This window comes from Streptomyces sp. NPDC055103, assembly GCF_053607625.1.
The window spans coordinates 1-24,757 of record NZ_JBSGTX010000030.1 but is presented as its reverse complement, the minus strand read 5'-3'; the positions used below and the strand labels follow the sequence as shown (position 1 = coordinate 24,757).

Below are 24,757 nucleotides of genomic sequence, written 5' to 3'. Positions count from 1 at the left end.
GAGGGTGGCAGGGGTCAGCCCCGGCCGGCCCAGATGTTCGTTCCCTCGGTGTCGACCGCGAACGAGTCGATCTCCTTGAGGTCCCCGGCCGTCAGCGGCGCGGCCGCGAGCGCGGCGACGTTCTCCTCCAGCTGGGCGACGCTGGACGCGCCGATCAGCGCCGAGGTCATCCGCTCGTCGCGCAGCACCCACGACAGCGCCAGCTGCGCCAGCGACTGCCCGCGCCGCTCCGCGATGCCCGCCAGGCCGTGGAGGCGCCGCAGCACCTCGTCGGAGAGCAGGTTCGGGTCGAGGGACTTGCCCTGGGTGGCCCGCGAGCCCTCCGGGATGCCCTTCAGGTACTTGTTGGTGAGCAGCCCCTGCGCCAGCGGCACGAAGGAGATGCAGCCCATGCCGGCGTCCTCCAGCGTGTCGAGGAGGCCGTCGTCCTCGGTCCAGCGGTTGATCATCGAGTACGAGGGCTGGTGGATCAGGGCCGGGACGCCCATCTCGCGCAGGATCCGGGCCGCCTCGGCGGTCTGCTCGCTGTTGTACGAGGAGACACCGACGTACAGCGCCTTGCCCTGCTGGACGGCGGAGGCCAGGGCCCCCATCGTCTCCTCCAGCGGGGTGTGCGGGTCGAAGCGGTGCGAGTAGAAGATGTCGACGTAGTCGAGGCCCATCCGCTTCAGGGAGGCGTCGAGCGAGGACAGCAGGTACTTGCGGGAGCCCCACTCGCCGTACGGGCCGGGGTGCATCTCGTAGCCGGCCTTGGTCGAGACGATCAGCTCGTCGCGGTAGGGCGCGAAGTCCTGGGCGAAGAGCTTGCCGAAGTTCAGCTCGGCGGAGCCGGGCGGCGGACCGTAGTTGTTCGCCAGGTCGAAGTGGGTCACACCGAGGTCGAAGGCGCGGCGCAGGATCGCGCGCTGGTTGTCGAGCGCGCGGTCGTCACCGAAGTTGTGCCAGAGGCCGAGGGAGATCGCCGGGAGCTTGAGGCCGCTGCGGCCCGTGCGGCGGTACTCCATGGTGTCGTAGCGGTCCGCGGAGGCGCGGTACAGGGGGGAATCAGTCACGTATCTCTGCTTATCACGGACTTGTGACAGTCCCGGGCTGGGAGCCTGTCGTCCGTGCGCAGTAGTGTGGCGGCTTGCGGACCGCCGCTGCCGGGTGGACCGCCGCTGCATGGAGAGGTAAAGAACAGTGAACCTGCGCGACCTGGTGTACGGGCTCTACGCACGCCGGGTGGAAGGCCGCCTCGACCATGATCAGGTGCCCAAGCACATCGGTGTCATCCTCGACGGGAACCGGCGCTGGGCCAAGGCGTCCGGCGGGACCCCCGAGCAGGGCCACAAGGCGGGCGCCGACAAGATCCAGGAGCTGCTCGGCTGGTGCGCCGAGACCGACGTCGAGGTCGTCACGCTCTGGATGCTGTCCACGGACAACCTGAACCGGCCCGAGGAGCAGCTGATCCCGCTGCTCGGCATCATCGAGAACGCCGTGCGCGCGCTCGCCGCCGACGGCCGCTGGCGGGTCAACCACGTCGGCACGATGGACCTGCTGCCCGCCCGTACCCAGTCCGTGCTGAAGGAGGCCGAGCAGGCCACCCACGCCAACACGGGAATACTGGTGAACGTGGCCGTGGGCTACGGCGGCCGGCAGGAGATCGCGGACGCGGTCCGCTCGCTGCTCCTGGAGCACGCGGAGCGGGGGACGAGCTTCGAGGAGCTCGCCGAGATCGTCGACGTCGAGCACATCTCGGAGCACCTCTACACGCGCGGCCAGCCCGACCCGGACCTGGTGATCCGTACCAGCGGTGAGCAGCGTCTCTCCGGGTTCATGCTGTGGCAGAGCGCCCATTCCGAGTACTACTTCTGCGAGGTCCACTGGCCGGCCTTCCGGAAGGTCGACTTCCTGCGGGCGCTGCGCGACTACGCGGCCCGGCACCGGCGCTACGGCACCTGAGACGCCCCGTCGGAACCGATCACCTCGTGTTCACGAACACGTCGTCATATGCCATGGCATGGCAGCGGTGGTTCGAGGGCATACCCCTGGTGAAGTGAGCGGCACGGAGACCGCCACCCGGGAGGCCCCTTGCACCAGGACGACCGTGCGGGACACGTACGGGAGAAGCGGAGGGCCGTGGTTCGGCCCGTGCATCGCGGCCTGAGCCCGGTCCCATTCCGTAGCGACACCGGTTCCGTCGCGCCCCGACCTCACAGGGGTCTTCAGAGGGGGTCTGTCCTTCCGTGGTGACCAGCACGAAGCGCCGCCTTAACGACCGGCGCACCTATGTTCTCGACACCAGCGTCCTGCTGGCCGACCCCAAAGCCGTGTCACGGTTCGACGAGCACGAAGTCGTGCTCCCGATCGTCGTGGTCACGGAGTTGGAGGCCAAGCGGCACCACCCAGAGCTCGGCTACTTCGCCCGGCAGGCCCTGCGCCTCCTGGACGACTTCCGGGTCAGGTACGGACGCCTGGACGCCCCTCTCCCCGTCGGGGAGCTGGGCGGCACCCTGCGTGTCGAACTCAACCATTCCGACCCCGGCATCCTGCCCGCCGGCTACAGGTTGGGGGACAACGACTCACGGATCCTCGCGGTCGCGCGCAACCTCCAGGCGGAGGGGTACGACGTCACGGTCGTCTCCAAGGACCTGCCGCTGCGCATCAAGGCCTCCTCGGTCGGTCTCCTGGCGGAGGAGTACCGCGCCGAACTGGCCATCACGGACGCCAACGGCTGGACCGGGATGTCCGAGCTCGCGCTCTCCGGGGAGCAGGTGGACCTGCTCTTCGAGCAGAGCACGCTGCACGTCCCGGAGGCCGCCGACCTCCCGGTCCACACGGGCCTGGTGCTCCAGTCCGAGCGCGGCAAGGCGCTCGGCCGGATCACGTCCGACGGGAACGTCCGCCTCGTCAGGGGCGACCGGGAGGCCTTCGGGCTCCACGGCCGCAGCGCCGAGCAGCGGATCGCGCTCGATCTGCTCCTCGACCCGGACGTCGGCATCATCTCGATGGGCGGCCGGGCCGGTACGGGCAAGTCCGCGCTCGCGCTCTGCGCGGGCCTGGAAGCGGTGCTGGAGCGCCGGCAGCACCAGAAGGTGATGGTCTTCCGCCCGCTGTACGCGGTCGGCGGCCAGGAGCTCGGCTATCTGCCGGGCAGCGAGGCGGAGAAGATGAGCCCCTGGGCTCAGGCGGTCTTCGACACGCTGTCCTCGGTCGCGAGCCGCGAGGTCATCGAGGAGGTGCTCGGGCGCGGAATGCTGGAGGTCCTGCCGCTCACCCACATCCGGGGCCGCTCCCTCCACGACGCCTTCGTCATCGTGGACGAGGCCCAGTCCCTGGAACGGAACGTCCTGTTGACCGTTCTGTCCCGGATCGGGGCGAATTCCCGGGTCGTGCTGACCCATGACGTCGCCCAGCGCGACAACCTCCGCGTCGGCCGGTACGACGGAGTCGTCGCCGTCATCGAGAAACTGAAGGGGCATCCGCTCTTCGCGCATGTCACGCTCACCCGCTCCGAGCGCTCCCAGATCGCCGCGCTCGTGACGGAGATGCTGGAGGACGGTCAGATCTGACCCGATTGGTACGCGTCTGTACGCGTACGGAAGTTGGCGCCGCCCGGCAAAGCGAAGGAGCTTAGCCGGGCGGCGCCCCCCTGTCCGCCGTATCTCCCAAAACCCCTGCGTCCACCGAGGTGTGAGCTTTCACACGCGGCGGAGAATTGCCTTGCGGTGTCGCCGTCCGGCAAAGTCTTGCTTCCGTCAGGCCCCGCATACGGCACCCGTGCACCCTCAGTGGCGCACACCCCACGTACAACTCCACAGTCGTCAGCCGTATGCCGCCCACAGCACCACGGGCCCGTGTCTCCAGTGACCCAGTACGTCGGAGACCAGCGCCAGGGGCACGATTTCGCCCGCGTGGTCACCTGTGCGGGCGATGCTGGAAGGAAACCGTGTGAGCCGGATCTCGGTCCGGGGATTCGCGGTGGCTTCGGCCACTGCGGTCACCACCGTCGGCGCCGTCGTCGGCGTTGCCTCGGGCAACGCCGTGCAGGCTTCGGATGACAACTTCGAGGCCACCGCGGCCGACACCACGCTGCTCGCGGACATCCCCGCGGGCGAGCAGGCCCAGGTACAGGTCTCCTCGCTCTCGGAGCAGGCCGACGTCCAGGCCGCGGCCGCCGACGCCTCCCTGAAGAGGACCGCGGAGGAGAACGCCCGGCTCCGCGCAGCCAAGGACGCCGAGGCCAAGAAGGAGGCCGCCGACAAGGCAGCCGCCGAGGCCAAGGCCGAGGAGGAGCGCAAGGAGCGCGAGAAGGAAGAGGCCGAGCGCGCCAGCCGGTCCTCCGCGCGCGACGCCTCCAGCTTCTCGGCGCAGAGCTCGTACTCCGTCGCCGAGGTCAAGGCGATCGCCCGCCAGATGGTCCCGGCCTCGCAGTTCACGTGCTTCAGCAACATCGTGAACCACGAGTCGACCTGGAACTACCTCGCGGTCAACCAGAGTTCGGGTGCCTACGGCCTCGTGCAGGCGCTGCCGGGCAGCAAGATGGCCTCGGCCGGCGCCGACTGGCAGACCAACCCCGCCACCCAGATCAAGTGGGGCCTCAACTACATGGACAGCCGCTACGGCAGCCCCTGTGGTGCCTGGTCGTTCTGGCAGGCCAACCGCTGGTACTAGTACCGGCGTGCTCAACCTTCCGGAGCCCCTCACCGTCCTACGGTGAGGGGCTCTTGCGTGTAGGTTGCGAAGGCCCATGGGCCCTCCGGGGGAGCGCGTGGGCCCAAGGACGAGCGGGGGGAAGAGGAAAGCGATGTCGAGACTGCCGGGATGGCTGGGACGGCTGGGCGACAGCCTGAGCCGCATGGGTGAACGCCTGGACGAGCGCAGGGCCGAGGCCGAACGCGAAGAGCCCGCGGGCATCCCGTACGAGGACGTGACCGCCCCCGTCCCGGAGCGGCCCGCCGCGCCGGACGTCGACCTCACCCCGCCCCTCCCGACGTCCGCCCCGTCCGCCCCGTCCGTCCCGGACGACGCCTCGGCTGCCCCGGCCGAGGAATCGCCGGACGGAGCCGGCCGCTCCGTCCCCGCGCCACCCTCGTACGCCCCCGCCGTCGCCGCCCGGCCCGACCCCGTCGCCGCGATCCCCTGGGGCATGCGCGTCGCGGCGGAGGCGAGTTGGCGGCTCCTCGTCTTCGCGGGCACGGTCTGGGTGCTGATGAAGGTGATCAGCTCCGTCCAGCTCGTCGTCCTGGCCTTCGTCGCCGCGCTGCTCGTCACCGCCCTGCTCCAGCCCACCGTCGCCCGGCTCCGCACGATGGGCCTGCCGCGCGGTGTCGCCACCGCCGTCACCGCCGTCTCCGGCTTCGTCGTGATGGGTCTCGTCGGCTGGTTCGTGGTCTGGCAGGTGATGGACAACATCGACAATCTGTCCGACCGGGTCAGGGACGGCATCGAGGAGCTCAAGCGCGGGCTCCTCAACAGCCCCTTCCATGTGACCGAGCAGCAGATCAACGGGATCGCGAAGAACCTCAGCGACTCGATCGGCGCCAACGCCGAGCAGATCACCTCCGTCGGCCTCCAGGGCGTGACGGTCGTCGTCGAGGCGATGACCGGCATCCTGCTCGCCATGTTCTCGACGCTCTTCCTGCTCCACGACGGGAAGAAGGTGTGGGAGTGGACGCTCAAGCTGGTCCCGGCCCAGGCCCGGCCCGGCGTCGCCGGCGCGGGGCCGCGCGCCTGGCGCACCCTCACCGCCTATGTGCGCGGCACGGTGCTCGTCGCCCTGATCGACGCGGTCTTCATCGGCCTCGGTCTCTACTTCCTCGACGTGCCGATGGCCGTGCCGCTCGCCGTCTTCATCTTCCTGTTCGCCTTCATCCCGCTGGTCGGCGCGGTGATCTCCGGCGCCCTCGCGGTCGTCGTCGCCCTCGTCACCAACGGCCTGTTCACCGCACTCATGGTGCTCGTCGTCGTCCTCGCCGTGCAGCAGATCGAGGGCCATGTGCTCCAGCCCTTCATCCTGGGCCGGGCGGTACGGGTCCACCCGCTGGCCGTCGTCCTCGCGGTCGCGGCGGGCGGTCTGACCGCGGGCATCGGCGGCGCGGTCGTCGCCGTCCCGCTGGTGGCGGTGTCCAACACGGTGGTCGGCTACCTGCGGGCGTACAGCACCGAACAGGCCCTGCGCAGCACACCGGAACCGCGCGGAGCGACCGCGTTCGAAGTGGCCCCGACCCCGGCTCCGGGTTCGACGGCCGTCAAGGGGGAGAGCATTACGTGATTTCCGAGCCGGAACTGGACGGTGGCGACGTCTTCGTCACCTCCGAGGTCCTCACCGACACCCCGCCGCCCGGCCCGCCCGGCCCGCCCCGCGCCCGCCGCCCCTGGTTGTGGGCGCTCGGCGGCGCGGTGCTGGCCTCGGCGGTGTGGGGCGGCGGGCTCTACGCGTACGGGGAGAAGAAGGAAACGGGCCCTGACCTGGCCGGGTACAAGCCGGTGGAGAACCTCTGCGAGCTGGCCGAGATGAAGGCGCTCGGGGCGATCCTCGGCAAGCGGGGCACCAACGGTGCCGGTCCCGTCATGAACGAACCGTCGGTCAGCGAGTCCATGTGCTCGGCCAACTTCGGGGGCGGGCAGTTCGGGCAGGACGTCAGCATCACCTACACCCTGCACAAGGTGATCGACCCCGAGCACGAGTTCGCGGCGACCGCCCAGCGGTACGGCAAGCTCCAGAAGATCGACGGAGTGGGCGAGCAGGCCTACTTCGACGAGCAGGGCGGGCAGGGCGGGGCCCTCCGGGTCCTCGACGGCCAGGCGGAGATCGAGTTCCAGCTCTTCCGCCAGGGCGACTACGAGGTGGACGGGAAGATCGTGTCCGCCCCTCCGCTCGACCTCACCGGCATCGACGTCCCGATGACCCAGGACATGCTCGCCCTCATGGCGGCGCTGAAGAAGTGACCGGCCGGACATGACGGAAGGGCCCCGGGGCGCGCAGCCCCGGGGCCCTTCTCGTACGACGGTCGTGCCTTACTCGGCGAGGACCGCTTCCGCGTCCAGCGTGACGCCGACGGCCTGGATGACCGCGGCGATCTTCACGGCCTCCTGGATCGTCTCGCGGTCGACACCGGCCTCGCGCAGGACCTGCTCGTGCGAGTCCAGGCACTGGCCGCAGCCGTTGATCGCCGAGACGGCCAGCGACCACAGCTCGAAGTCGACCTTCTCGACGCCCGGCTTGCCGATGACGTTCATCCGCAGACCGGCGCGCATCGTCCCGTACTCCGGGTCCGACAGCAGGTGCCGGGTCCGGTAGAAGACGTTGTTCATCGCCATGATCGCGGCGGCGGACTTGGCCGCCTGGTACGCCTCGGGCTTCAGGTTGGCCTGGGCCTCGGGCTCGAGCTCCTTGAGGACGATCGGCGAGCGCGAGGCGATCGCGCAGGCGAGGACCGTGCCCCAGAGCTGCTGCTGCGGGAGCTCGCTGTTCCCGATGACCGAACCGAGGTTCAGCTTCAGGTCCTTGGCGAAGTCCGGTATGGCTGCCTTGAGTGCGTCGAGAGCCATGTCAGATCACTCGCCCGCGAGCAGCGAGGCGGCGTCGAGGGTGCCCTCGCCCTTGTTCCAGTTGCACGGGCACAGCTCGTCGGTCTGCAGGGCGTCGAGCACCCGCAGGACCTCCTTGGGGTTACGGCCGACGGAGCCGGCGGTCACCATGGTGAACTGGATCTCGTTGTTCGGGTCGACGATGAAGACGGCGCGCTGGGCGAAGCCGTCCTCGCCGCGGACGCCGCAGTCGCGCATGAGCTCGTGCTTCGAGTCGGCGAGCATCGGGAAGGGCAGGTCACGCAGGTCGGCGTGGTCCTTGCGCCAGGCGTGGTGCACGAACTCGGAGTCGCCGGAGACGCCGAGGACCTGGGCGTCGCGGTCCGCGAACTCGTCGTTCAGCTTGCCGAACGCGGCGATCTCGGTGGGGCAGACGAAGGTGAAGTCCTTCGGCCAGAAGAACACCACGCGCCACTTGCCCTCGTAGGCCTTGTGGTCGATCTGCTCGAACTCCTTGCCGCTCTCCAGCGACACGCAGGCGGTCAGGTCGTAGGTGGGGAACTTGTCACCGACAGTGAGCACGCGCTCTCCTTGTGAAACGGGAAGGGTCCCTTTTGGGGTCTTCCGTGGGGGTTGGACGTGGTCACAGCATGGCACGGAGTGCATTGATCAGTGAAATAGCTAGAGTGGGTCGTGTTGATCGAAGGTGGTTATCAGTGGCATCCCCTTACAGCCCCCCGTACGGCCCGCACCGAGGCAAGCAGCCGAGCCTTTCCCAGCTCAGGGCGTTCGCGGCAGTCGCCGAGCATCTGCACTTCCGCGATGCGGCGGCGGCCATCGGCATGAGCCAGCCCGCGCTCTCGGGCGCGGTTTCGGCTCTCGAAGAGGCACTCGGTGTCCAGCTCCTTGAGCGTACGACGCGGAAGGTGCTGCTCTCGCCCGCGGGGGAGCGGCTCGCGGTGCGCGCGCGGGCCGTCCTCGACGCGGTCGCCGAGCTCATGGAGGAGGCGGAGGCCGCCCAGGCGCCGTTCACCGGGGTGCTGCGGCTCGGCGTGATCCCGACGGTCGCCCCGTACCTGCTGCCCACCGTCCTGCGGCTCGTCCACCGGCGCTATCCGGACCTCGACCTCCAGGTCCACGAGGAGCAGACCTCCTCCCTCCTGGAGGGACTCGCGGCCGGGCGGCTCGACCTGCTGCTGCTCGCCGTCCCGCTCGGTGTGCCCGGCGTCACCGAACTGCCGCTCTTCGACGAGGACTTCGTGCTCGTCACCCCGCAGGGGCACCCCCTGGCCGGGCGCGACGACATCCCGCGCGAGGCCCTCAAGGAGCTGCGGCTGCTGCTCCTCGACGAGGGGCACTGCCTGCGCGACCAGGCCCTCGACATCTGCCGCGAGGCCGGCCGCAGCGGCGGCGCCGAGGTCACCACCACCGCCGCCGGGCTCTCCACCCTGGTCCAGCTGGTGGCCGGCGGCCTCGGGGTGACCCTGCTGCCGCGCACCGCCGTGACCGTCGAGACCGCCCGCAACAGCGCCCTGTGGACGGGGCTCTTCACGGAACCGGCGCCCTCGCGGCGGATCGCCCTCGCGATGCGGGCGGGCGCGGCCCGGCACGCCGAGTTCGAGGAACTCGCGGAGGAGCTGCGCGGCGCGATGAAGGGGCTTCCGGTACGGGTGGTGGGCGCGGGTTCCTGACGCCTGTACCGGTTCCCGGCGTCCGTACGCGTGAGGGGCGCGGGTTCCTGACGCCCTCCGGCTCCAGGAACCCGCGCCCCTCGGCGTACATCCGCTCGACGGGTTACTCCGTGCGCAGCCCGTCCGCCCGCGTCAGCCGCCACAGGACCGGCATGCTCAGGAGCGTCACGGCCGCGATGAGCGCGAGCCCGATCCCGGCGACCGGCAGGAAGACCCACCAGTCCTGGACCCGCTGCCCGCCCATCTTCAGCAGGAGCACGCCGAGACCGAGCCCGCCCGCCACGGCGAGGACGAGACCGAGGGCGATCGGCACCGCCGTCTGCCACAGCACCGACCAGCTCAGGGTCGAGCGGCGGGTGCCGAACGCGACGAGCGAGGACAGCAGCCGCTTGCGGTCCCTGAGCTGTTCCAGGGTCGCGACCAGGAGCGAGGCCGCCACCAGGAGCATCGTCAGCGTGGAGCCGACCAGGATGCCGGTGCGGACGCTGGAGAACGCCGCGTCCCGCTCGGTGTCCTTCAGGGTACGGACCCAGGACGTCGGGTCGACGGCCGCCGCCGTGTTCCGTACGTACTCGGCTGCGTCCGGCACGGCCGGGTCGAGCCGGACCATGGCCTGCGCGTCGGGCGCGTCGAGCAGGCCGCTGTCGATCGCCGACGGGGTCGCCAGGACGCCGTACTCGTACATCCCGGTCGGGTCGGGGCGGGAGTCCACGATCCGGGCGGTGGCGGGGATGCGCCACTGCGGCAGCGGGGTGCCCTCGGCCCGCCGGGGCGCACTCGGGTGCGGATACGGGTCGCGCAGGGCGACCGCCGCACCGGGGCGCGCGGTCCTGGTGACCCAGGTGTCGTCCGGGCTGCCCTGCGCGCCGTGCGCGAGGAAGACGAAGACGTCGCCGTCGGTGCAGGAGGGCAGCGTGGCGTACTCCCTGAGGGAGGCGCAGTCGCCGACCCGGAGCGAGGTCACCGGGGCGAACTCCTCGCCGTCCTGCAGGGGCCCGGGCCGCCACACGTGCGACTGGACGGTGCCGACCACCCCGGTGACGCCCTCGGTCCGCTCCAGGCGGTCGATGATCCCGCGGGCCTCGCCGGCGGTACGGGCGTCGGCGCCGAGCGTGATCTGGGCGCGGGACGTGTCCTGGCCCGTGAGATCCGTGAAGTCGTTCTCCATGGCCTGGAAGAGCATCTGGAGGGCGATCGCCCCGGTCGCCGCGACGACGATCCCGCTGACCGCGCGGGCCGCCGTGCCACTGCTCAGCTGGAGCCTGCGGACGGCCAGTTGCCAGGCGACGGGGCCCGCGTGGAGCCGCCTCACACAGGCTTCGACGAGCCAGGGAAGGAGGGTCGTGAGGCCGATCAGGGCGAGGGTGGTGCCGGTCACGACGCGCGCGGTGTCGACGCTGGTCTCGGTCGCCCGGACCTCGCCCACGAGCGGGACGAGCAGGGCGACACCGGCCGCGAGGATCAGCAGCCGCCACCACAGCCGGCGACGCCGGGGCGTGGAGACGCGGACGACGCCGAGCGGCTCGATCGCCACGCCGCGCAGCGCGAAGAGGGTCACCACGACGGAGGAGACCGGGACCGCGCCGAGCACGATCGCGGCGAGCGCGGGCATCGGCACGACGTCGGACGGGTAGGCGTTGACGTCCCAGATGGTGAAGGCCCCGGCGAACTGCCGTGCCACCGCGAAGAGTCCGACCCCCACCAGAAGGCCGAGCAGCGCGCCCGCGAGGGACTCGCCGGCCGCGATCCGGCGGGTCGTCGCCGTGTCCGCGCCGACGAGCCGCAGCGCCGCGAGCCGTCGGTCGCGCTGCTCGCCGCCGAAGCGGACGGCGGTGGCGATGAAGACGAGCACCGGCAGCAGCAGGACGACACAGGCGACGATGACGAGGAGGATCAGGAACGCGTTCATCGGTTCCTCGGGCACCGACCAGCCGTAGCGCGTGCCGCGCCCGTCGAAATTTTCGGTGGTGAGGAAGTCGACGTGGGCGACGTACCGGAGTTCGGCCGGGCCGATGAGGCCGGCCTGGCCGATCGTCGAGGTGGCCTTGTAGGGGAGCCGCTCCTTGAGCAGGGCGCCCTCGGGGGAGTCGAGCAGGTCGCGGAGGGCGGGGGAGACGGCCATCTCGCCGACGGCCGGGAGCTTCGCGGTGCCCGGTGGTGCCGGGGGCGCGTCGCTCTCCGGGCGCACCAGCAGACCGGTGACGACGTCCCCCCGGTACTCCGTGGTCCGGCCGAGGTGGAGGAAGGAGTCGGGGCCGGGGGAGTCGAGCTGTTCGCTGCCGTCGACGGCGCGTTCGGACTCCCGTACCTCCCGCTGGAACATCATGCCGGGCAGCGAGGTGGCGACGAGCAGCAGCGCCACGCCGAAGCCGACGCCGGTCGCGGTCAGCAGCGTACGGAGGAGGCCGGGGCGGCCGCCGGTCACCGCGAACCGGGCGCCGAGCGCCAGGTCGCGGGCCCAGGTGGCGAGGCTCATGCCGCCCACTCCGCATCCCGTACCGAGCCGTCCCGGACGACGATCTCCCGGTCGGAGTACGCGGCGACGCGGGCCTCGTGGGTGACGAGGACGACGGCGGCGCCGGTGTCGCGGGAGGCGTCGGTGAGCAGGGTCATGACCCGCTCGCCGTTGAGGGAGTCGAGCGCGCCCGTCGGCTCGTCGGCGAAGATCACCCGCGGTGCGGTGACGAGGGCGCGGGCGACGGCGACGCGCTGGCCCTGGCCGCCGGATATCTCGCCGGGCCGCTTGCCCGCGACGGTGTCGACCTCCAGGCGGGCGAGCCACTCGGCGGCCCTGGCCTCGGCGGTCTTCCGGCGCTCGCCGTTCAGTCGGAGCGGCAGGGCGACGTTCTCGACGCAGGTCAGCTCGGGGACGAGCTGGCCGAACTGGAAGACGAAGCCGAAGTCGGTACGGCGCAGGGAGCTGCGCGCGCTGTCGGAGAGCGCGGTGAGCTCGCGCCCGTCGTAGGTGATCGTGCCCGCGTCGGGGCGCACGATTCCGGCCAGGCAGTGCAGCAGCGTGGACTTGCCGGAGCCCGAGGGGCCCATGACGGCGACGACCTCGCCGGCCCGGAGGGAGAAGTCGGCGCCCGCGAGCGCCGGGGTGGGGCCGTAGGCCTTGTCCAGGCCGGTGGCGCGGAGGAGGGGGGCGCGATCGGTGGTGACGGAGTTCATCGGCGGACCTCCTCGGCGAGCCGGTCGAGGCGGGCGGCGGTCAGTTCCAGCCAGCGCAGATCCGCTTCCAGGTGGAAGAGGGCGTGGTCGCAGATGAGCTGGTCGGCGAGGTCGCCGTCCTTCTTGCGCCGGGTGAGCTCGCGCATCAGCCGCAGGTGCTCGGCGCGCTGGGTGTCGAGGAGCTCGGCGGCCCCGCGGCCGGTGAGCAGCGCCAGGACGACCTTGGTGTAGAGCGTGGAGTGGAGGTACGGCTCCGGCTTCTCGGGGGTGGCGAGCCACGCGGCGACATCGGTGATGCCGGCCTCGGTGATCGCGTACCGCTTCCGCTCGGGCCCGCCGCCCGCCTCGATGCCGTCGACGACGACCAGGCCGTTCTTCAGGAGCCGGGACATCGTCGAGTAGACCTGGCCGTAGTGCAGGGGCCGGTCGTGGCCGAACCGCTCGTCGAAGGCGCGCTTGAGGTCGTAGCCGTGGCGCGGGCCGGATTCCAGGAGCCCCAGGAGGGTGTGACCGATGGACATGCCGGTCACTGTACACGCGGTGTATACGCAGGATGTATAGCAGCGCGGGGGTCGGCCGGAAGTGTCCGTTCCGATCATGAACTCGCCTTCTGTGGGCAACCATCCGGCCCACGGGAGCGTCGGTTCCTCTGGGCATGGGTGCTGATTCTCACGTCCGGAAAAGGCGTGATCGGTTGCCCTTTGTCTGCGTTGCCGGTGTTAGCTTGCTGAGCTGATCCGGCGTGGACGCAGCCGGCCGAGGCGCCGAGACACACGACGAGTGGAGCGACAGGACCCATGGGCCGACCGGACAAGAGCAAGGCGAAGAAACGCGGCATACGCCGCTTCTTCTCCTGGAAGAAGCTCCTGGGCACCTTCTTCGTGTTCTGCCTGCTGGCCATGGGTGCCCTGTACGTCGTCTACCTCATGGTCCCGGTGCCGACGGCCAACGCCGAGGCGACCATGCAGAGCAACATCTACAAGTACGCCAACGGCAAGATCCTCGCCCGCACCGGCGAGATCAACCGCGAGATCGTCGGCCTGGAGAAGATCCCCGAGCCGGTCCAGAAGGCCTTCGTCGCCGCCGAGAACAAGAGCTTCTACCGGGACAACGGCGTCGACATCAAGGGCACCACGCGCGCCGCCTGGTCGACCCTCACCGGCCAGGGCAAGCAGGGTGGTTCGACCATCACCCAGCAGTACGTCAAGAACTACTACCTGAGCCAGGACCAGACCGCGACGCGCAAGCTCAAGGAAATGGTCATCGCGATCAAGGTCGACCGCGAGACCAGCAAGAGCGACATCCTCGCCGGGTATATGAACACGAGCTACTACGGGCGCAGCGCCTACGGCATCCAGGCCGCCGCCCGCTCGTACTACGGCGTCGACGCCACCCAGCTCACCACCGCCCAGGGCGCCTACCTCGCCTCGCTGCTCCAGGCGCCCAACCAGTACGACTGGAACTCCGCCAGCGCCACCGGCCGCAAGCTCGTCGAGGAGCGCTGGAACTACGTCCTCGACAACATGGTCGGCGAGGGCTGGCTCTCGTCCGCCGAGCGCGCCGGCCTGAAGTTCCCCGTGCCGCAGAAGCCCAAGCCCGCCCCCGGCATGGAGGGCCAGACCGGATACATCGTCGAGGCCGCCAACCAGGAGCTGATGCGCCAGGGCGTCAGCGAGGAGGACATCAAGGCCGGCGGCTGGACGATCACCCTCAGCATCGACGAGAAGAAGCAGAAGGACCTCGTCAAGGCCGTCGACCGGCAGTTGGAGGCCAAGCTCGACCGCAAGGGCGACGCGAAGGACGCCACCGTCCAGGCCGGCGCCACCTCCGTCGACCCCAAGACCGGCGCGGTCGTCGCGATGTACGGCGGCGTCGGCGCCACCGAGCACTGGACGTCCAACGCGACCCGCCGCGACTACCAGCCCGCCTCGACCTTCAAGCCGATCGTCCTCGCCACCGCCATCGACACCAAGGCGGAGACCCAGGGCGGCTGGGACATCGGCCTCGGCACCGTCTACGACGGCACCAGCAAGCGGAAGGTCGTCGGCAGCGACATCCCCTTCGCGCCGGAGAACGAGGACGACTACAGCCACGGTCCCGTGACCGTCCAGACGGCCACCAACAAGTCCATCAACTCGGTCTACGCCCAGATGATCGTCGACGTCGGCGAGGCCGCGACCAAGAAGACCGCCCTCGCCCTCGGCATGAAGGACGGCCCGGACTTCGGCGAGACCCCCGCCATGTCCCTCGGCACCATGGGCGCCTCGACCCTGGACATGGCCGGCGTGTACGCCACGCTCGACAACCACGGCAAGAAGGTCACCCCGACCCTGGTGAAGGCCGCCTCGCACAAGGACCGCAAGGTCGAGCCCGCGGACGCGATCGGCAGCCAGGTCATCAGCCGCGAGGCCGCCGACACCACCACCAAGGCCATGCAGGGCGTCGTGCAGAGCGGCTCCGGCTTCCGTGCGGCCGGTGACTACGACGCCGCCGGCAAGACCGGCACCTCCGAGAACAATCGTTCCGCCTGGTTCGTGGGCTACACCCCCGAACTCGTCACCGCGGTCGGCCTCTTCGGCGAGGACCCCAAGGGCAACCAGGTCACGCTGACCAACACGATCAACGAGGGCCGCGCCAACGGTGGCCGCACCCCCGCCCAGATCTGGGGCGACTACACCAACAGCGCGCTCGGCGGCGACTCCGACGCCCGCTTCGACCTGGAGACCGACGGCACGGCCTCGTACGAGCCGGACCCGGACCCCACCGGGACCACCGAGGCGACGGACGAGCCGACCGACGAGCCGACCACCGGGTCCCCGGACCCGACGCGCCCGCCGACCTCGCCGGCCACCACGCCGACGGAGCCGACGCGCGACCCCGTCACCACGCCGCCGGCGACGTCGACGACGGACCCGGCGGAGCCGACCGACGAGCCTACCCCGCCGCCCACGGTCAAGCCGCCGACGACGGACCCGACGACCGCCCAGCCGCCGGACCCGGACCCGGGCCAGACCGACGGGACCGACACCGGGCGCCCCGGTCAGTGACGGTGCCGCCGGCATGACCGCCGGTATGCCGACGGTATGACGCCGGTATGACGATGGCCGGGCCCCATGGGGCCCGGCCATCGTCATACCGTCATGCGCGGTCGTGCCGGCGCTGTCGCGCTCAGCCCGGTGTGGCCAGTTCGAACCAGACCACCTTGCCGCCCGAGAGACGGGTCGCCCCCCACCGGCGGGCCAGCCGGTTCACCAGGAACAGGCCGCGACCGCCCTCGTCCGTGTCCCGCGCCCGCCGCTGCCGGGGCAGCTGCGGCGAGTCGTCGCCGACCTCGCAGCGCAGGACGTCCGTCTTGAGCAGCCGCAGCGTCACCGGCCGCTCCGCGTACCGCACGGCGTTCGTCACGACCTCGCTGATCAGCAGCTCGACCGAGTCCGTCAGCTCCTCCAGGTCCCAGCGGGCCAGCGCCCGCCGGGCGAGCCGCCGGGCCCGCCCCGGAGCCGCGTCCTCCGGCTCCAGGAACCAGTACGCCACGTCGCTCGGCGCGATCCCCTCGAACCGTGCCGCGAGCAGCGCGATGTCGTCGTCCCGGTCGCCCGGACCCAGCATGTCGAGGACGTCGTCGCAGAGCGCCTCGAGCGGCGGCGAATGGTCCGGGCCGGTCAACTGCGCGGTCGCCGCGAGGCGCTCCCGCAGCTGCTCGATCCCGGTCCAGACGTCCCGCAGCCGGGACTCCACCAGACCGTCCGTGTACAGCAGCAGCGTCGCGCCCGCCGGGGCGTCCAGCTCGACCGCCTCGAAGTCGACGCCACCGACCCCGATCGGGGCGCCGGGCGGCACCCGCAGTACCTCGGCGCGCCCACCGAGGTGGAGCAGTATCGGCGGCGGATGGCCGGCATTGGCCACGGTGATCCGGTGCGAGACCGGGTCGTACACCGCGTACATACAGGTGGCCATCCGGTTCTCGCCGAGCCGCTGCGCCTGCTCGTCCAGGTGGTGCAGGACCTCCTGCGGCGGCAGGTCGAGCCCGGCCAGGGTCTGCGCGGTGGTACGCAGCTGGCCCATGATCGCCGCCGAGGTCATGGAGTGGCCCATGACGTCGCCGACGACCAGGGCGACCCTGCTGCCGGGCAGCGGGATCGCGTCGTACCAGTCGCCGCCGACCCGGGCCGTCTCGGCGGCCGGGAGGTAGCGCGAGGCGAGCCGGACACCGGTCGGCTGCGGGAGGGAGTCCGGCAGCATCGTCCGCTGGAGCTCGTCCGCGATGTACGCCTCACGGCCGTACAGGACGGCCTTGTCGATGCCGAGCGCGGTGTGCGTCGCCAACTGCGCCGCGACGAGCAGGTCGTTCGGCTCGAAACCGGCCCGCTCGGGGCGGCGCAGGAAGACGGCGGCACCGATGACCCGGCGCCGGCCCCGCAGCGGGGCGAGTATCGCCCGCAGCCCGCCGGGCAGCGGGTGCTCGGGGCCGAGGAGTTCGGCCAGCGCGGTCTTGGCGGCCGCGGAGTCGCCGAAGACCGGACGCACCCCGCGCAGCACCTCCGCGAGCGCCCCGCCGGACCGCACCTCGCAGAGTTCGGCCGCGGGGGTCGGATCCGGATCGGGTACGAGGACGAGCTCCTCGCCCTCCAGTTCGCCTAACCGGAGCCGGTCGGTACGGCGCAGCCGCAGGACGAACGGCGACACCGGGCGCTCGTCGCCGACCGGCAGCGGATCGCGGAGGTAGACCAGGATCTCGTCGGAGAAGGTGGGCACGGTCGCCCGGCACAGGCCGAGCACGATCTCGTCGAGGTCGAGCCCGCGCGCGATCCGGCGGGTCGCGGCGCCGACGAACCGCAGCCGCTCGCCCTCGCGCCGCGCGGCGCCGTCGGGGCCACGGCCCGGGCCGGGGCTCTGCGCGGTCACGGCGACGGCCACGGCCCCGGGGGCACCGCCCCCGCCGCCCGGTCCGCCTGCCTGCGCGGCGGTCTGTCCGACGGCCTGTCCGCCGCCCGGGGCGCCTGCCGGTCCGCCGTTCGGTCCGGCTGTCTCGCCGGGCGCGCCGGTCCGTGCCGGCGCGTCCGTAGCGGGGGCCGGCCGGTCCGCCGGTCCGCCCGGCTGGGCGGGCACGTCGGAGGGCAGGCCGGTGGCCGCCGCCTCCTGGCGAGGGCGCGCGCGTTCCTGCGGCCGGGCAGCCAGGGGCTGCCGGCCTTCGTGGGAGGTGGGATGCTCCGTCACGCGTGGGGTTCCGTCCGTCCGGGCCGGTGGTGCGATGCACTCGCTCTTCTCGCCGATGCCGCGCCTTCGGCAGGGATAAACCCCTCGTATGCAGCGGATGTGGACGTTCCGCGAGCGGCGGCAACGGCAGGGGTCGGAACACCCGGGCGCACGTCCGGCACTGCTCTCCCCCTCGTGGATGACTTGTGGTCAGGTCCTGTGCTGTGCTCAGTCGTTGACGTGGTGTCCGCTCGGTCTGACGTGGTGTTCGATCCGCATCTGCCGTGCGGAGGACGATCCTACGTTTGAACCCCGGGGGCGCATCAAGGGTCTCACGGGGCCGTATGGGCCGGAGTGCGGTCCCAGTCGCCGGGGAGCTGCGGCACGGGCCACCCCGGATCGGGCCGCCAGTCCTCCCAGCCGTCCGCGAACGGCGTCCCCCAGGACCGGATCAGATCCACCGCCCGCCGGCCCGCGGCCCGCACCCGCACGGCCTGCTCCGGGTCCATCAGACCGGACCGCTGGGCCTGCGCGAACTCGTCCTCGTCCCGCCACAGCCAACTGCGGTCGGGATAGACGGAGATGTCGAGGAAATGGTCCTCGGAGTCGACGCCGCCGGCCCAACGGGTCCGCGGCTCCTCCAGGTTCACGTACCAGCTGCGGAAGCGCCAGCCGCGCTCCCAGAACAGCCACACCGACCACGGGTCCCCGGGCCGGGCCAGCTTGAGGACCCCGCTGCCGAACCAGCGGGACCGCTCCGTGGTGCGCGGGGCGGTGTACCGGGTGGCGAGCGGCTCCTCGTGCACGGGCGTGCCGTCGGTGAGTACGGGCCGTACGCATTCGGTGCCGGGCGCCATCCAGACCGCGAGCAGCTCGGGGGTGTCCTGGACGACGGTCACCGGCCGGCAGATGTGCACGGCGCCGGTGCCGTTGCCGCGGTAGCGCCAGAGGATCTGCTCCCCCGGCGCCCAGTGCTGAGGTCCGCCCGACTCTGTCATGCGCAGATCTTAGGGGGTGCCTCGCCGCGCTCCCACGAGCGCTGCGGTACAGGTCACGGATGAGTCAGCCGCCGACCCGTCGGTCACGGTGGAGAGCCGCCGACGGGTCGGCCGACCGCGTGGGTCCGCGCGGTCGGCCAGGGCCTGTCCGGCGGATCAGGGTCGGACAGGCCCTAAGGGCGTGTCATCCGCAGGACGTCCAGTGCCTCGTCCAGCTGCTCGACCGTGAGGTCGCCCCGCTCGACGTACCCGGAGGCGAGCACCACCTCGCGGATGGTCCTCCGCTCGGCGAGGGACTTCTTGGCGACCTTGGCGGCCTCCTCGTAGCCGATGTACTTGTTCAGCGGGGTGACCACGGACGGCGAGGACTCGGCGTACTCGCGGGCGCGCTCGACGTTGGCGGTGATCCCGTCGACCGTGCGGTCGGCGAGCAGCCGGGACGCGTTGGCGAGGAGCCGTACCGACTCCAGGAGGTTCTTGGCCATCACCGGCAGCATCACGTTGAGCTCGAAGTTCCCGGCGGCGCCCGCCACCGCGACCGTGGTGTCGTTTCCGGTCACCTGCGCGGCGACCATCAGGACCGCCTCAGGGACCACCGGGTTGACCTTGCCCGGCATGATCGACGAGCCCGGCTGGAGGTCGGGGAGGTTGATCTCCGCGAGCCCCGTGCGCGGGCCGCTGGCCATCCAGCGCAGATCGTTGGAGATCTTGGTGAGGGAGACGGCGATGGTCCTGAGCTGCCCGGACGTCTCCACGAGGGCGTCCCGGGCGCCCTGCGCCTCGAAGTGGTCGCGGGCCTCCGTCAGCGGCAGGCCCGTCGCCCGCGCGACCTCCGCGATGACGGCCGCGGAGAAGCCGGCCGGGGTGTTGATGCCGGTGCCCACCGCCGTACCGCCGAGGGGGAGTTCGGCGAGCCGGGGGAGTGCGCCGCTGAGCCGCTCCACGCCGTACCTGACCTGGGCCGCGTAGCCGCCGAACTCCTGGCCGAGGGTGACCGGGGTGGCGTCCATCAGATGCGTACGGCCGGACTTCACCACCGTCGCGAATTCGGCCGATTTTCGCTCCAGGGCGGCGGCCAGATGGTCGAGGGCGGGGATCAGGTCACGGATGACGGCGCCGGTCGCCGCGACGTGGATGGAGGACGGGAAGACGTCGTTGGAGGACTGCGAGGCGTTCACGTGGTCGTTGGGGTGGACGTCCAGGCCCTCGGGGAGCCGCTCGGTCGCGAGGGTGGCGATCACCTCGTTGGTGTTCATGTTGGACGAGGTGCCGGAGCCGGTCTGGAAGACGTCCACCGGGAAGTGCTCGTCCCAGCGCCCTTCGGCGACCTCCTCCGCCGCCGAGACGATCGCGGCGGCCCGGTCCGCGTCGATCACCCCGAGCCCGGCGTTGACCGTGGCCGCCGCGGCCTTGATCCGGGCGAGGGCCTCGATGTGGGCGCGCTCCAGGCGCTGGCCCGAGACGGGGAAGTTCTCCACGGCCCGCTGGGTCTGCGCACGCCATTTGGCGTGCGCGGGGACCCGCACCTCGCCCATGGAGTCGTGCTCGATCCGGTACTCGTCGGCTGCGCCGTTCGTCGTCATCTTCCTCAACCTCCTGGGTGTGCCCGGCGGTGGGCGATCCCCGAACCCCCCGAAAAACCTGAGCACTTGTCTTGTTCGATGTATTCCCAACCCGCGTACCGACCAGTAAAAACCGTGGGTAACCCCACTTCCAGGAGGCGCAATGACGCGCACCAGGTACAGACTCCGCTGGCCCATCGCGGCCGTCGCCGCGGCAGCCGCCGCGCTCGGCACGATGACCGCGGCGGCCCCCGCCGGAGCGACCGCCGGCACCCTCACGACAGCGGTCACCGCTTCCGTACCGCTCCCGCCCGAGCTGGAGGCGATCCGCGCGGCCGAGGCGACCAGGATCTACGGCGACCCGGCCGAGCGTCCGCTCGCGCAGCGCAAGACCGGCCTGATCTCCCTCGGCGACAGCGAGATCTCCGGCGAGGGCGTCGGCACGTACGAACCCCCCACCAACGGCCCGACCAACTGGTGCCACCGCTCGCCGGACGCCGCCATCCACCGCACCGGCATCCCCGCGGACCTCACCTTCAACGTGTCCTGCTCCGGCGCGTACACCGGCAACATCCGGATCGGCGGCTCGAAGCAGTACGCCGACGAGCTCGTCCAGAGCGACAACCTCGCCGTGAAGGCCCGCAACACCCGCATCAAGATGGTCCTGCTCGTCGCCGGAGCCAACGACGACCTGCAGTTCGGCCCCGTCATGACCGACTGCGTCCAGCGCTACCTGCTGCTCCAGGGCGCCTGCGAGCCCAAGTACGCCCCCGGCTGGCAGGCCCGCGTCGACGCCCTCGTCCCCAAGGTCGAGCAGACCGTGCGGGACCTCAAGACCGTCATGCGCGACGCCGGTTACGCCGACGGCGACTACAAGCTCGTCGTCATGGGCTACCCCAGCCCCATCGGCCCCGACTTCCACGACAACCCGTCCTTCCCCGGCAAGCTGAGCTGCGGCGGACTCGGCTACGACTCCGACACCGTCTGGGGCCGCAACACCGCCGTCCCCGCCTTCGAACGCGGCATGCGCAAGGTCGCCGCCTCGACCGGAGCCTTCTACCTCGACAACTCGCGGCTCTTCCACGGCCACGAGGTCTGCATGGAGGACAGCTGGGCCCGCGGGCTCTACATCGACCTCTCCAAGCCCGGCACCCCGGACGAGAACTCGGTCCGCCAGTCGTTCCACCCGAACGCCCGCGGCCACGCCGCCTTCGCCTCCTGCCTCACGCAGCTCTACGCCGCGGGTGTCCGCGAGGCCGGCTGCGCGGACGTCGACTCCTCGGGCCGGCCGACGCTCTTCCCGGTCGCCTGGGACGACGCGTACACGCCGCTGAGGAACCAGGCCACCGGTCAGTGCGTCGACGTCGGGGCCGCCTCCTCGTCCAACAACACCGGCGTGGTCGGCTGGGACTGTCACGGCGGCCGCAACCAGGGCTGGTGGTACGACTCCGCCCGCCAGAGCGTCCACACCCAGCTCACCCAGGACCGCTGCCTGGACGTGCCCTCGTCCAGCTTCCAGGCGGGCAGGGCGCTCGTCATCTGGAACTGCCACGGCGGCGCCAACCAGAACTTCGTCCGTGACGGCGCCACGATCCGCCCGGCCGGCGCGACCGGCCTGTGCCTGACGCACGGCGCGGCGAAGGAGCCGATCCGACTCCAGAACTGCGACGGCTCAGCGAACCAGAAGTTCGCGTAGCCACGGGAGTCCGGGGACGCCCCCCCGGGACGTGCCCCCGCTGCGGGACGCCCGGGAGGCTGCCCGGATTCGAGCCGGTCCTGAGCCATGAGGCTCCGGGCCGGCTCGTCGGCCGTGCGCCCGTGAGGGCTGCTGGCCCTCGTTCGGAGTCCGACTCAGCCGAGCCGCAGCGTCGTCCTGGCCAGCTCGTACGCCGGGAGCATCGCGCGGTGCTCCTCCGTGTCCAGCCCCCCGAGGTGGACGATCACCGCTCCCTTCGGGGTCGCGACGGCGAAGGCCCGCTCTTCCTTGGACTCCTCCATCAGCTCGCTGTGGACGGTGTACGTCACCTCGGTGGCGGGCAGCGCGCCCGCCTTCGTCTCGCGGTAGACGGCGGCCGAGCTGCCCTTCTCCGCCTTCACGAACGCCTCGAGGGAGACCCGGGCGGCGGGCCCCTTCCCGACCGTCCACACCCGCAGGAACCCGATGTTCCCCGCCGGCTTGGCGTCCACCGCGCAGCGGACGGTCGCCGGTCCCTGGCGCGTGAGCGCCGCGAACTCCGGGTCCTCCGGATTCTCGACCGCCTCCGGCTCCCACCGCTCGGCCAGCGCGAAGGAGACGGGCAGCGCGCAGGCCGTCCCCGGCCCGCCGAGGGTCACGTGCGAAGCGGCCGTCGCGGGCGCCGTCGCGGCAGTGGTCGGTACCGTGGTCGGCCGGGCGCCCTGGGTGACCTCGGGCAGCGCCTCAGGGGCGGCGCAACCGGCCATCAACAGGCCGCTGACCAGGAGAGCGGCGACCGGGACCATGATCCGTATCGGGTGTTCCATGCGCGCCAGAGTAGCTCCGCGAACGAGCGGGCCCCGGGCGGGCAACGGACAATGAAGCGAGCCCAGGGGGAGATCCACCACCCGCGAGGAGGCAGGTCATGTCCCGAAGCTTCAGGAGGACCGGTGCGCTCGGTGCCGCCGTGGTCGCGCTGGTCACCTTCGGCGCCGCCGCCCCGGTCTCCGCCGCCGGCACCCAGGCCGTCGACCTCGAATTCACCCTCTACGCCAAAGAGGTCCCCGGCGAGCAGGCCGACGAGAGTCCTCCGGCACCCGAGGTCGGTGACTCCTTCGCCTTCGCCGACGACCTGTACCGGTCCAAGGGCGGCGACAAGGTCGGCCGGGACGGCGTGAGCTGCACCGTGGCGCGCACCGGCAGCCCCGGAGACCTCCAGTGCGTCGGTACCTTCGCCCTGACCGGCGGCCCCGGCGGGCAGATCGCCGGCCAGACGCTCCTCTCGTTCGACCCGGCGGACGAACAGCCCGCCGCGTTCGACATCGCCGTCACCGGCGGGACCGGCGACTTCAAGGACGTGCGTGGCTACATCCGCTCGACCCCGGACGGGGACTACGAGCGGCTGGAATTCCACCTCACGCGTTAGGACAGCTTGCCGTCGTAGTCCGGCAGCTTGAAGGTGCGCTCGGCGTGGCCGCCGACGAGGTCGGTGGTGTTGTTGCCGATGTTCGCGACGATCGTGTAGCCCTTGGCCTCGATCTCCGCGCGCTTCTCCGTCTTGTACGCGCTGACCTCGGCGAACAGGTCGGGGAGCGAGCGCACGTACAGGCCGTCGACCGGGTATCCGACGCGCTTCAGGTTCCAGTCGGTCAGGGAGTGGATGATCCCCGGCCGGGCGGTGACGAAGAAGACCGCCACTCCCTTGGCGTGGGCGTCCTGGACCAGGTCCCGGACGTCCGCGATGGCCGGGGTCGGCAGCTCCCAGAAGGGGTGGAAGTCGGTCTCCAGGGATGAGTTGTCGATGTCGAGGACGATGGCCTGCTTCTCGTCGCCGGCGTCCTTCGCGCGCTCCTCGATGTACGGGCGGGCCTCGGCGACGACGGCGGCCACGTCCTTGCGCCAGGTCGCGTAGTCCACGTCCGCGAGGGCCGCCGTCGACATCAGGTGGGTGTCAGGGTCGGCCGCGGAGGCGGCGGGCGCGGGACCGACGACGAGGAAGGCCGTCAGGGCGAGCGTGGCCGTGGTGCCGACGGCGGCACGGCGACGGAGGGGGGTGGAGGGCATGGGGGGCTCCCGAGTGGTCTACCGGCTCAGTGGTTGACATGCTCGCGGCCAATACTGGCCGGTAGGTAACGAGAGGTCTACCGGCCGGTAGCGAGTTTCTGAGCGGAGATCGACAACGCCCCCGGTCCGTACGAGCACCGAAGTGACCGTGTACGGAGCCGGGGGCGCCGGGGAGGGGACCGATCAGCCGAGGCCGGGGCCCCGCACCGGGATGTGCGTGAAGGTCGGCTCGGGCGCCGGGTTCTGGAAGAAGTCGATCGACTTGTTCATCTCAAATGGACCCTCGTACGATCCGGCGCATGATCTCTAACCCGAGGGTCCTGGGCGCCGTCCGACTGTCGATCCTGAAGGACGACACGACCAGCCCCGAGAAGCAGCGTCACGCCGTGGAGCACTGGACGGTTGGCCCCGCCGTCGGCGGGCGGATGGTGGGCTGGGCGGAAGACCTGGACGTGTCCGGAGCGATGCACCCCTTCAAGCGTCCCGGTCTCGGCCCCTGGTTCAACGAGCGTGCAGACGAGTGGGACGTGCTGGCGGTGTGGAAGCTGGACCGCCTCAGCAGGAAGGCCGGGCACTTCGCCGAGGTCTTCGAGTGGTGCCAGAAGCACGGCAAGACCATCGTGTCCGTGACCGAGGGCATCGACATGTCCACTGCCATGGGGAAGATGTTCGCTCAGATCATCGCGGCCTTCGCCGAAGGCGAGTTGGACACCATCCGCGCCCGCGCGCTCTCCGGGTCGGCCGCGCGCAAGGCGAAGGGGGTGTGGATCGGCGGAGTGGAACCGTACGGCTACAGGGTCATTGCGTGATCGAGATCTGTCCGGGTTCGTCAGGTGAGGCCGAGGGCCTGTAGGGGCCGGTGGTAGTCACGGCCGGCATGGCGGACGG

Annotated in this window: 21 protein-coding genes; 10 read left to right on the top strand and 11 right to left on the bottom strand. The window is 71.2% G+C overall.

The genetic code is table 11. The features are described 5' to 3' along the window. Window positions 1–14 precede the first annotated feature (14 nt). Window positions 15–1,052 (bottom strand): L-glyceraldehyde 3-phosphate reductase, encoded by a 1,038-nt coding sequence (gene mgrA / locus ACWFR1_RS20065; RefSeq protein WP_453552937.1) that lies wholly within the window; start codon window positions 1,050–1,052, stop codon window positions 15–17. Window positions 1,053–1,179: 127 nt separating this feature from the next. Between mgrA and ACWFR1_RS20060 the strand changes: the two genes are divergently transcribed. From ACWFR1_RS20060 to ACWFR1_RS20040, 5 genes are all read left to right on the top strand, one after another. Continuing rightward, entirely contained in the window at window positions 1,180–1,941 is a 762-nt protein-coding gene (locus tag ACWFR1_RS20060; RefSeq protein ID WP_024758664.1) for an isoprenyl transferase, read from the top strand. A 284-nt stretch (window positions 1,942–2,225) separates the two neighbouring features. Continuing rightward, entirely contained in the window at window positions 2,226–3,551 is a 1,326-nt protein-coding gene (locus ACWFR1_RS20055) for a PhoH family protein (RefSeq protein WP_453552935.1), read from the top strand. 379 nt (window positions 3,552–3,930) lie between these two features. Further along, window positions 3,931–4,653 carry an aggregation-promoting factor C-terminal-like domain-containing protein gene (locus ACWFR1_RS20050; RefSeq protein WP_453552933.1) on the top strand — a complete coding sequence of 241 codons (723 nt, stop codon included), beginning with the start codon at window positions 3,931–3,933 and terminating at the stop codon, window positions 4,651–4,653. Between the two features lie 133 nt (window positions 4,654–4,786). Then, entirely contained in the window at window positions 4,787–6,253 is a 1,467-nt protein-coding gene (locus ACWFR1_RS20045) for an AI-2E family transporter (RefSeq protein WP_453552931.1), read from the top strand. Beyond that, entirely contained in the window at window positions 6,250–6,930 is a 681-nt protein-coding gene (locus ACWFR1_RS20040; RefSeq protein ID WP_453552929.1) for a hypothetical protein, read from the top strand. Before ACWFR1_RS20045 ends, ACWFR1_RS20040 begins: the two co-directional genes overlap by 4 nt. A gap of 69 nt (window positions 6,931–6,999) precedes the next feature. Here ACWFR1_RS20040 and ACWFR1_RS20035 read toward each other — a convergent pair whose 3' ends face one another. Both ACWFR1_RS20035 and ACWFR1_RS20030 read right to left on the bottom strand, forming a co-directional pair. After that, window positions 7,000–7,533, bottom strand: coding sequence for an alkyl hydroperoxide reductase (locus ACWFR1_RS20035; protein WP_453552927.1), 534 nt, complete (start codon window positions 7,531–7,533; stop codon window positions 7,000–7,002). Window positions 7,534–7,539: 6 nt separating this feature from the next. Next, window positions 7,540–8,094, bottom strand: coding sequence for a peroxiredoxin (locus tag ACWFR1_RS20030; RefSeq protein WP_453552925.1), 555 nt, complete (start codon window positions 8,092–8,094; stop codon window positions 7,540–7,542). Window positions 8,095–8,228: 134 nt separating this feature from the next. Between ACWFR1_RS20030 and ACWFR1_RS20025 the strand changes: the two genes are divergently transcribed. Then, complete coding sequence (locus ACWFR1_RS20025; protein WP_453552923.1) at window positions 8,229–9,203, top strand: hydrogen peroxide-inducible genes activator; 975 nt, start codon at window positions 8,229–8,231, stop codon at window positions 9,201–9,203. A gap of 103 nt (window positions 9,204–9,306) precedes the next feature. Here the strand turns inward: ACWFR1_RS20025 and ACWFR1_RS20020 are convergent, their stop codons facing one another. Genes ACWFR1_RS20020 through ACWFR1_RS20010 form a run of 3 tightly spaced genes read right to left on the bottom strand, consistent with a single transcriptional unit; the run spans window position 9,307 to window position 12,895 of the window. Continuing rightward, window positions 9,307–11,679: an FtsX-like permease family protein gene (locus ACWFR1_RS20020; RefSeq protein WP_453552921.1), complete on the bottom strand. Its 2,373-nt coding sequence runs from the start codon at window positions 11,677–11,679 to the stop codon at window positions 9,307–9,309. Then, a complete protein-coding gene (locus ACWFR1_RS20015) occupies window positions 11,676–12,374 on the bottom strand; it encodes an ABC transporter ATP-binding protein (protein WP_453552919.1) in 699 nt (232 codons plus the stop codon). The genes ACWFR1_RS20020 and ACWFR1_RS20015 overlap by 4 nt, the downstream gene beginning before the upstream one ends. Further along, on the bottom strand, window positions 12,371–12,895 hold the full coding sequence (locus tag ACWFR1_RS20010) for a PadR family transcriptional regulator (RefSeq protein ID WP_453552917.1): 525 nt from the start codon (window positions 12,893–12,895) through the stop codon (window positions 12,371–12,373). The genes ACWFR1_RS20015 and ACWFR1_RS20010 overlap by 4 nt, the downstream gene beginning before the upstream one ends. A 276-nt stretch (window positions 12,896–13,171) precedes the next feature. On the opposite strand from ACWFR1_RS20010, the gene ACWFR1_RS20005 reads away from it, so the two are divergent. Next, window positions 13,172–15,421, top strand: coding sequence for a transglycosylase domain-containing protein (locus tag ACWFR1_RS20005; RefSeq protein ID WP_453552915.1), 2,250 nt, complete (start codon window positions 13,172–13,174; stop codon window positions 15,419–15,421). A gap of 121 nt (window positions 15,422–15,542) precedes the next feature. Here the strand turns inward: ACWFR1_RS20005 and ACWFR1_RS20000 are convergent, their stop codons facing one another. From ACWFR1_RS20000 to ACWFR1_RS19990, 3 genes are all read right to left on the bottom strand, one after another. Beyond that, window positions 15,543–17,591 (bottom strand): SpoIIE family protein phosphatase, encoded by a 2,049-nt coding sequence (locus ACWFR1_RS20000; RefSeq protein WP_453552913.1) that lies wholly within the window; start codon window positions 17,589–17,591, stop codon window positions 15,543–15,545. A gap of 311 nt (window positions 17,592–17,902) precedes the next feature. Then, entirely contained in the window at window positions 17,903–18,568 is a 666-nt protein-coding gene (fomD, locus tag ACWFR1_RS19995; protein WP_453552911.1) for a cytidylyl-2-hydroxypropylphosphonate hydrolase, read from the bottom strand. 173 nt (window positions 18,569–18,741) lie between these two features. Further along, a complete protein-coding gene (locus ACWFR1_RS19990) occupies window positions 18,742–20,151 on the bottom strand; it encodes a class II fumarate hydratase (protein ID WP_453552909.1) in 1,410 nt (469 codons plus the stop codon). Window positions 20,152–20,293: 142 nt separating this feature from the next. Here ACWFR1_RS19990 and ACWFR1_RS19985 point away from each other — a divergent pair, with 142 nt between their 5' ends. After that, a complete protein-coding gene (locus tag ACWFR1_RS19985; protein WP_453552907.1) occupies window positions 20,294–21,826 on the top strand; it encodes a ricin-type beta-trefoil lectin domain protein in 1,533 nt (510 codons plus the stop codon). Between the two features lie 155 nt (window positions 21,827–21,981). Here the strand turns inward: ACWFR1_RS19985 and ACWFR1_RS19980 are convergent, their stop codons facing one another. Next, window positions 21,982–22,632, bottom strand: coding sequence for a lipoprotein (locus ACWFR1_RS19980; RefSeq protein WP_453552905.1), 651 nt, complete (start codon window positions 22,630–22,632; stop codon window positions 21,982–21,984). A 98-nt stretch (window positions 22,633–22,730) separates the two neighbouring features. Here ACWFR1_RS19980 and ACWFR1_RS19975 point away from each other — a divergent pair, with 98 nt between their 5' ends. Continuing rightward, the gene (locus ACWFR1_RS19975; RefSeq protein ID WP_453552903.1) at window positions 22,731–23,231 is read left to right on the top strand and encodes a hypothetical protein; all 501 of its coding nucleotides are present in this window, start codon (window positions 22,731–22,733) and stop codon (window positions 23,229–23,231) included. On the opposite strand, the gene ACWFR1_RS19970 is transcribed toward ACWFR1_RS19975, so the two are convergent. After that, the gene (locus tag ACWFR1_RS19970; RefSeq protein WP_453552901.1) at window positions 23,228–23,869 is read right to left on the bottom strand and encodes an HAD family acid phosphatase; all 642 of its coding nucleotides are present in this window, start codon (window positions 23,867–23,869) and stop codon (window positions 23,228–23,230) included. The genes ACWFR1_RS19975 and ACWFR1_RS19970 overlap by 4 nt on opposite strands. A gap of 299 nt (window positions 23,870–24,168) precedes the next feature. Between ACWFR1_RS19970 and ACWFR1_RS19965 the strand changes: the two genes are divergently transcribed. Further along, entirely contained in the window at window positions 24,169–24,678 is a 510-nt protein-coding gene (locus ACWFR1_RS19965) for a recombinase family protein (RefSeq protein WP_453552899.1), read from the top strand. Window positions 24,679–24,757: the final 79 nt, after the last annotated feature.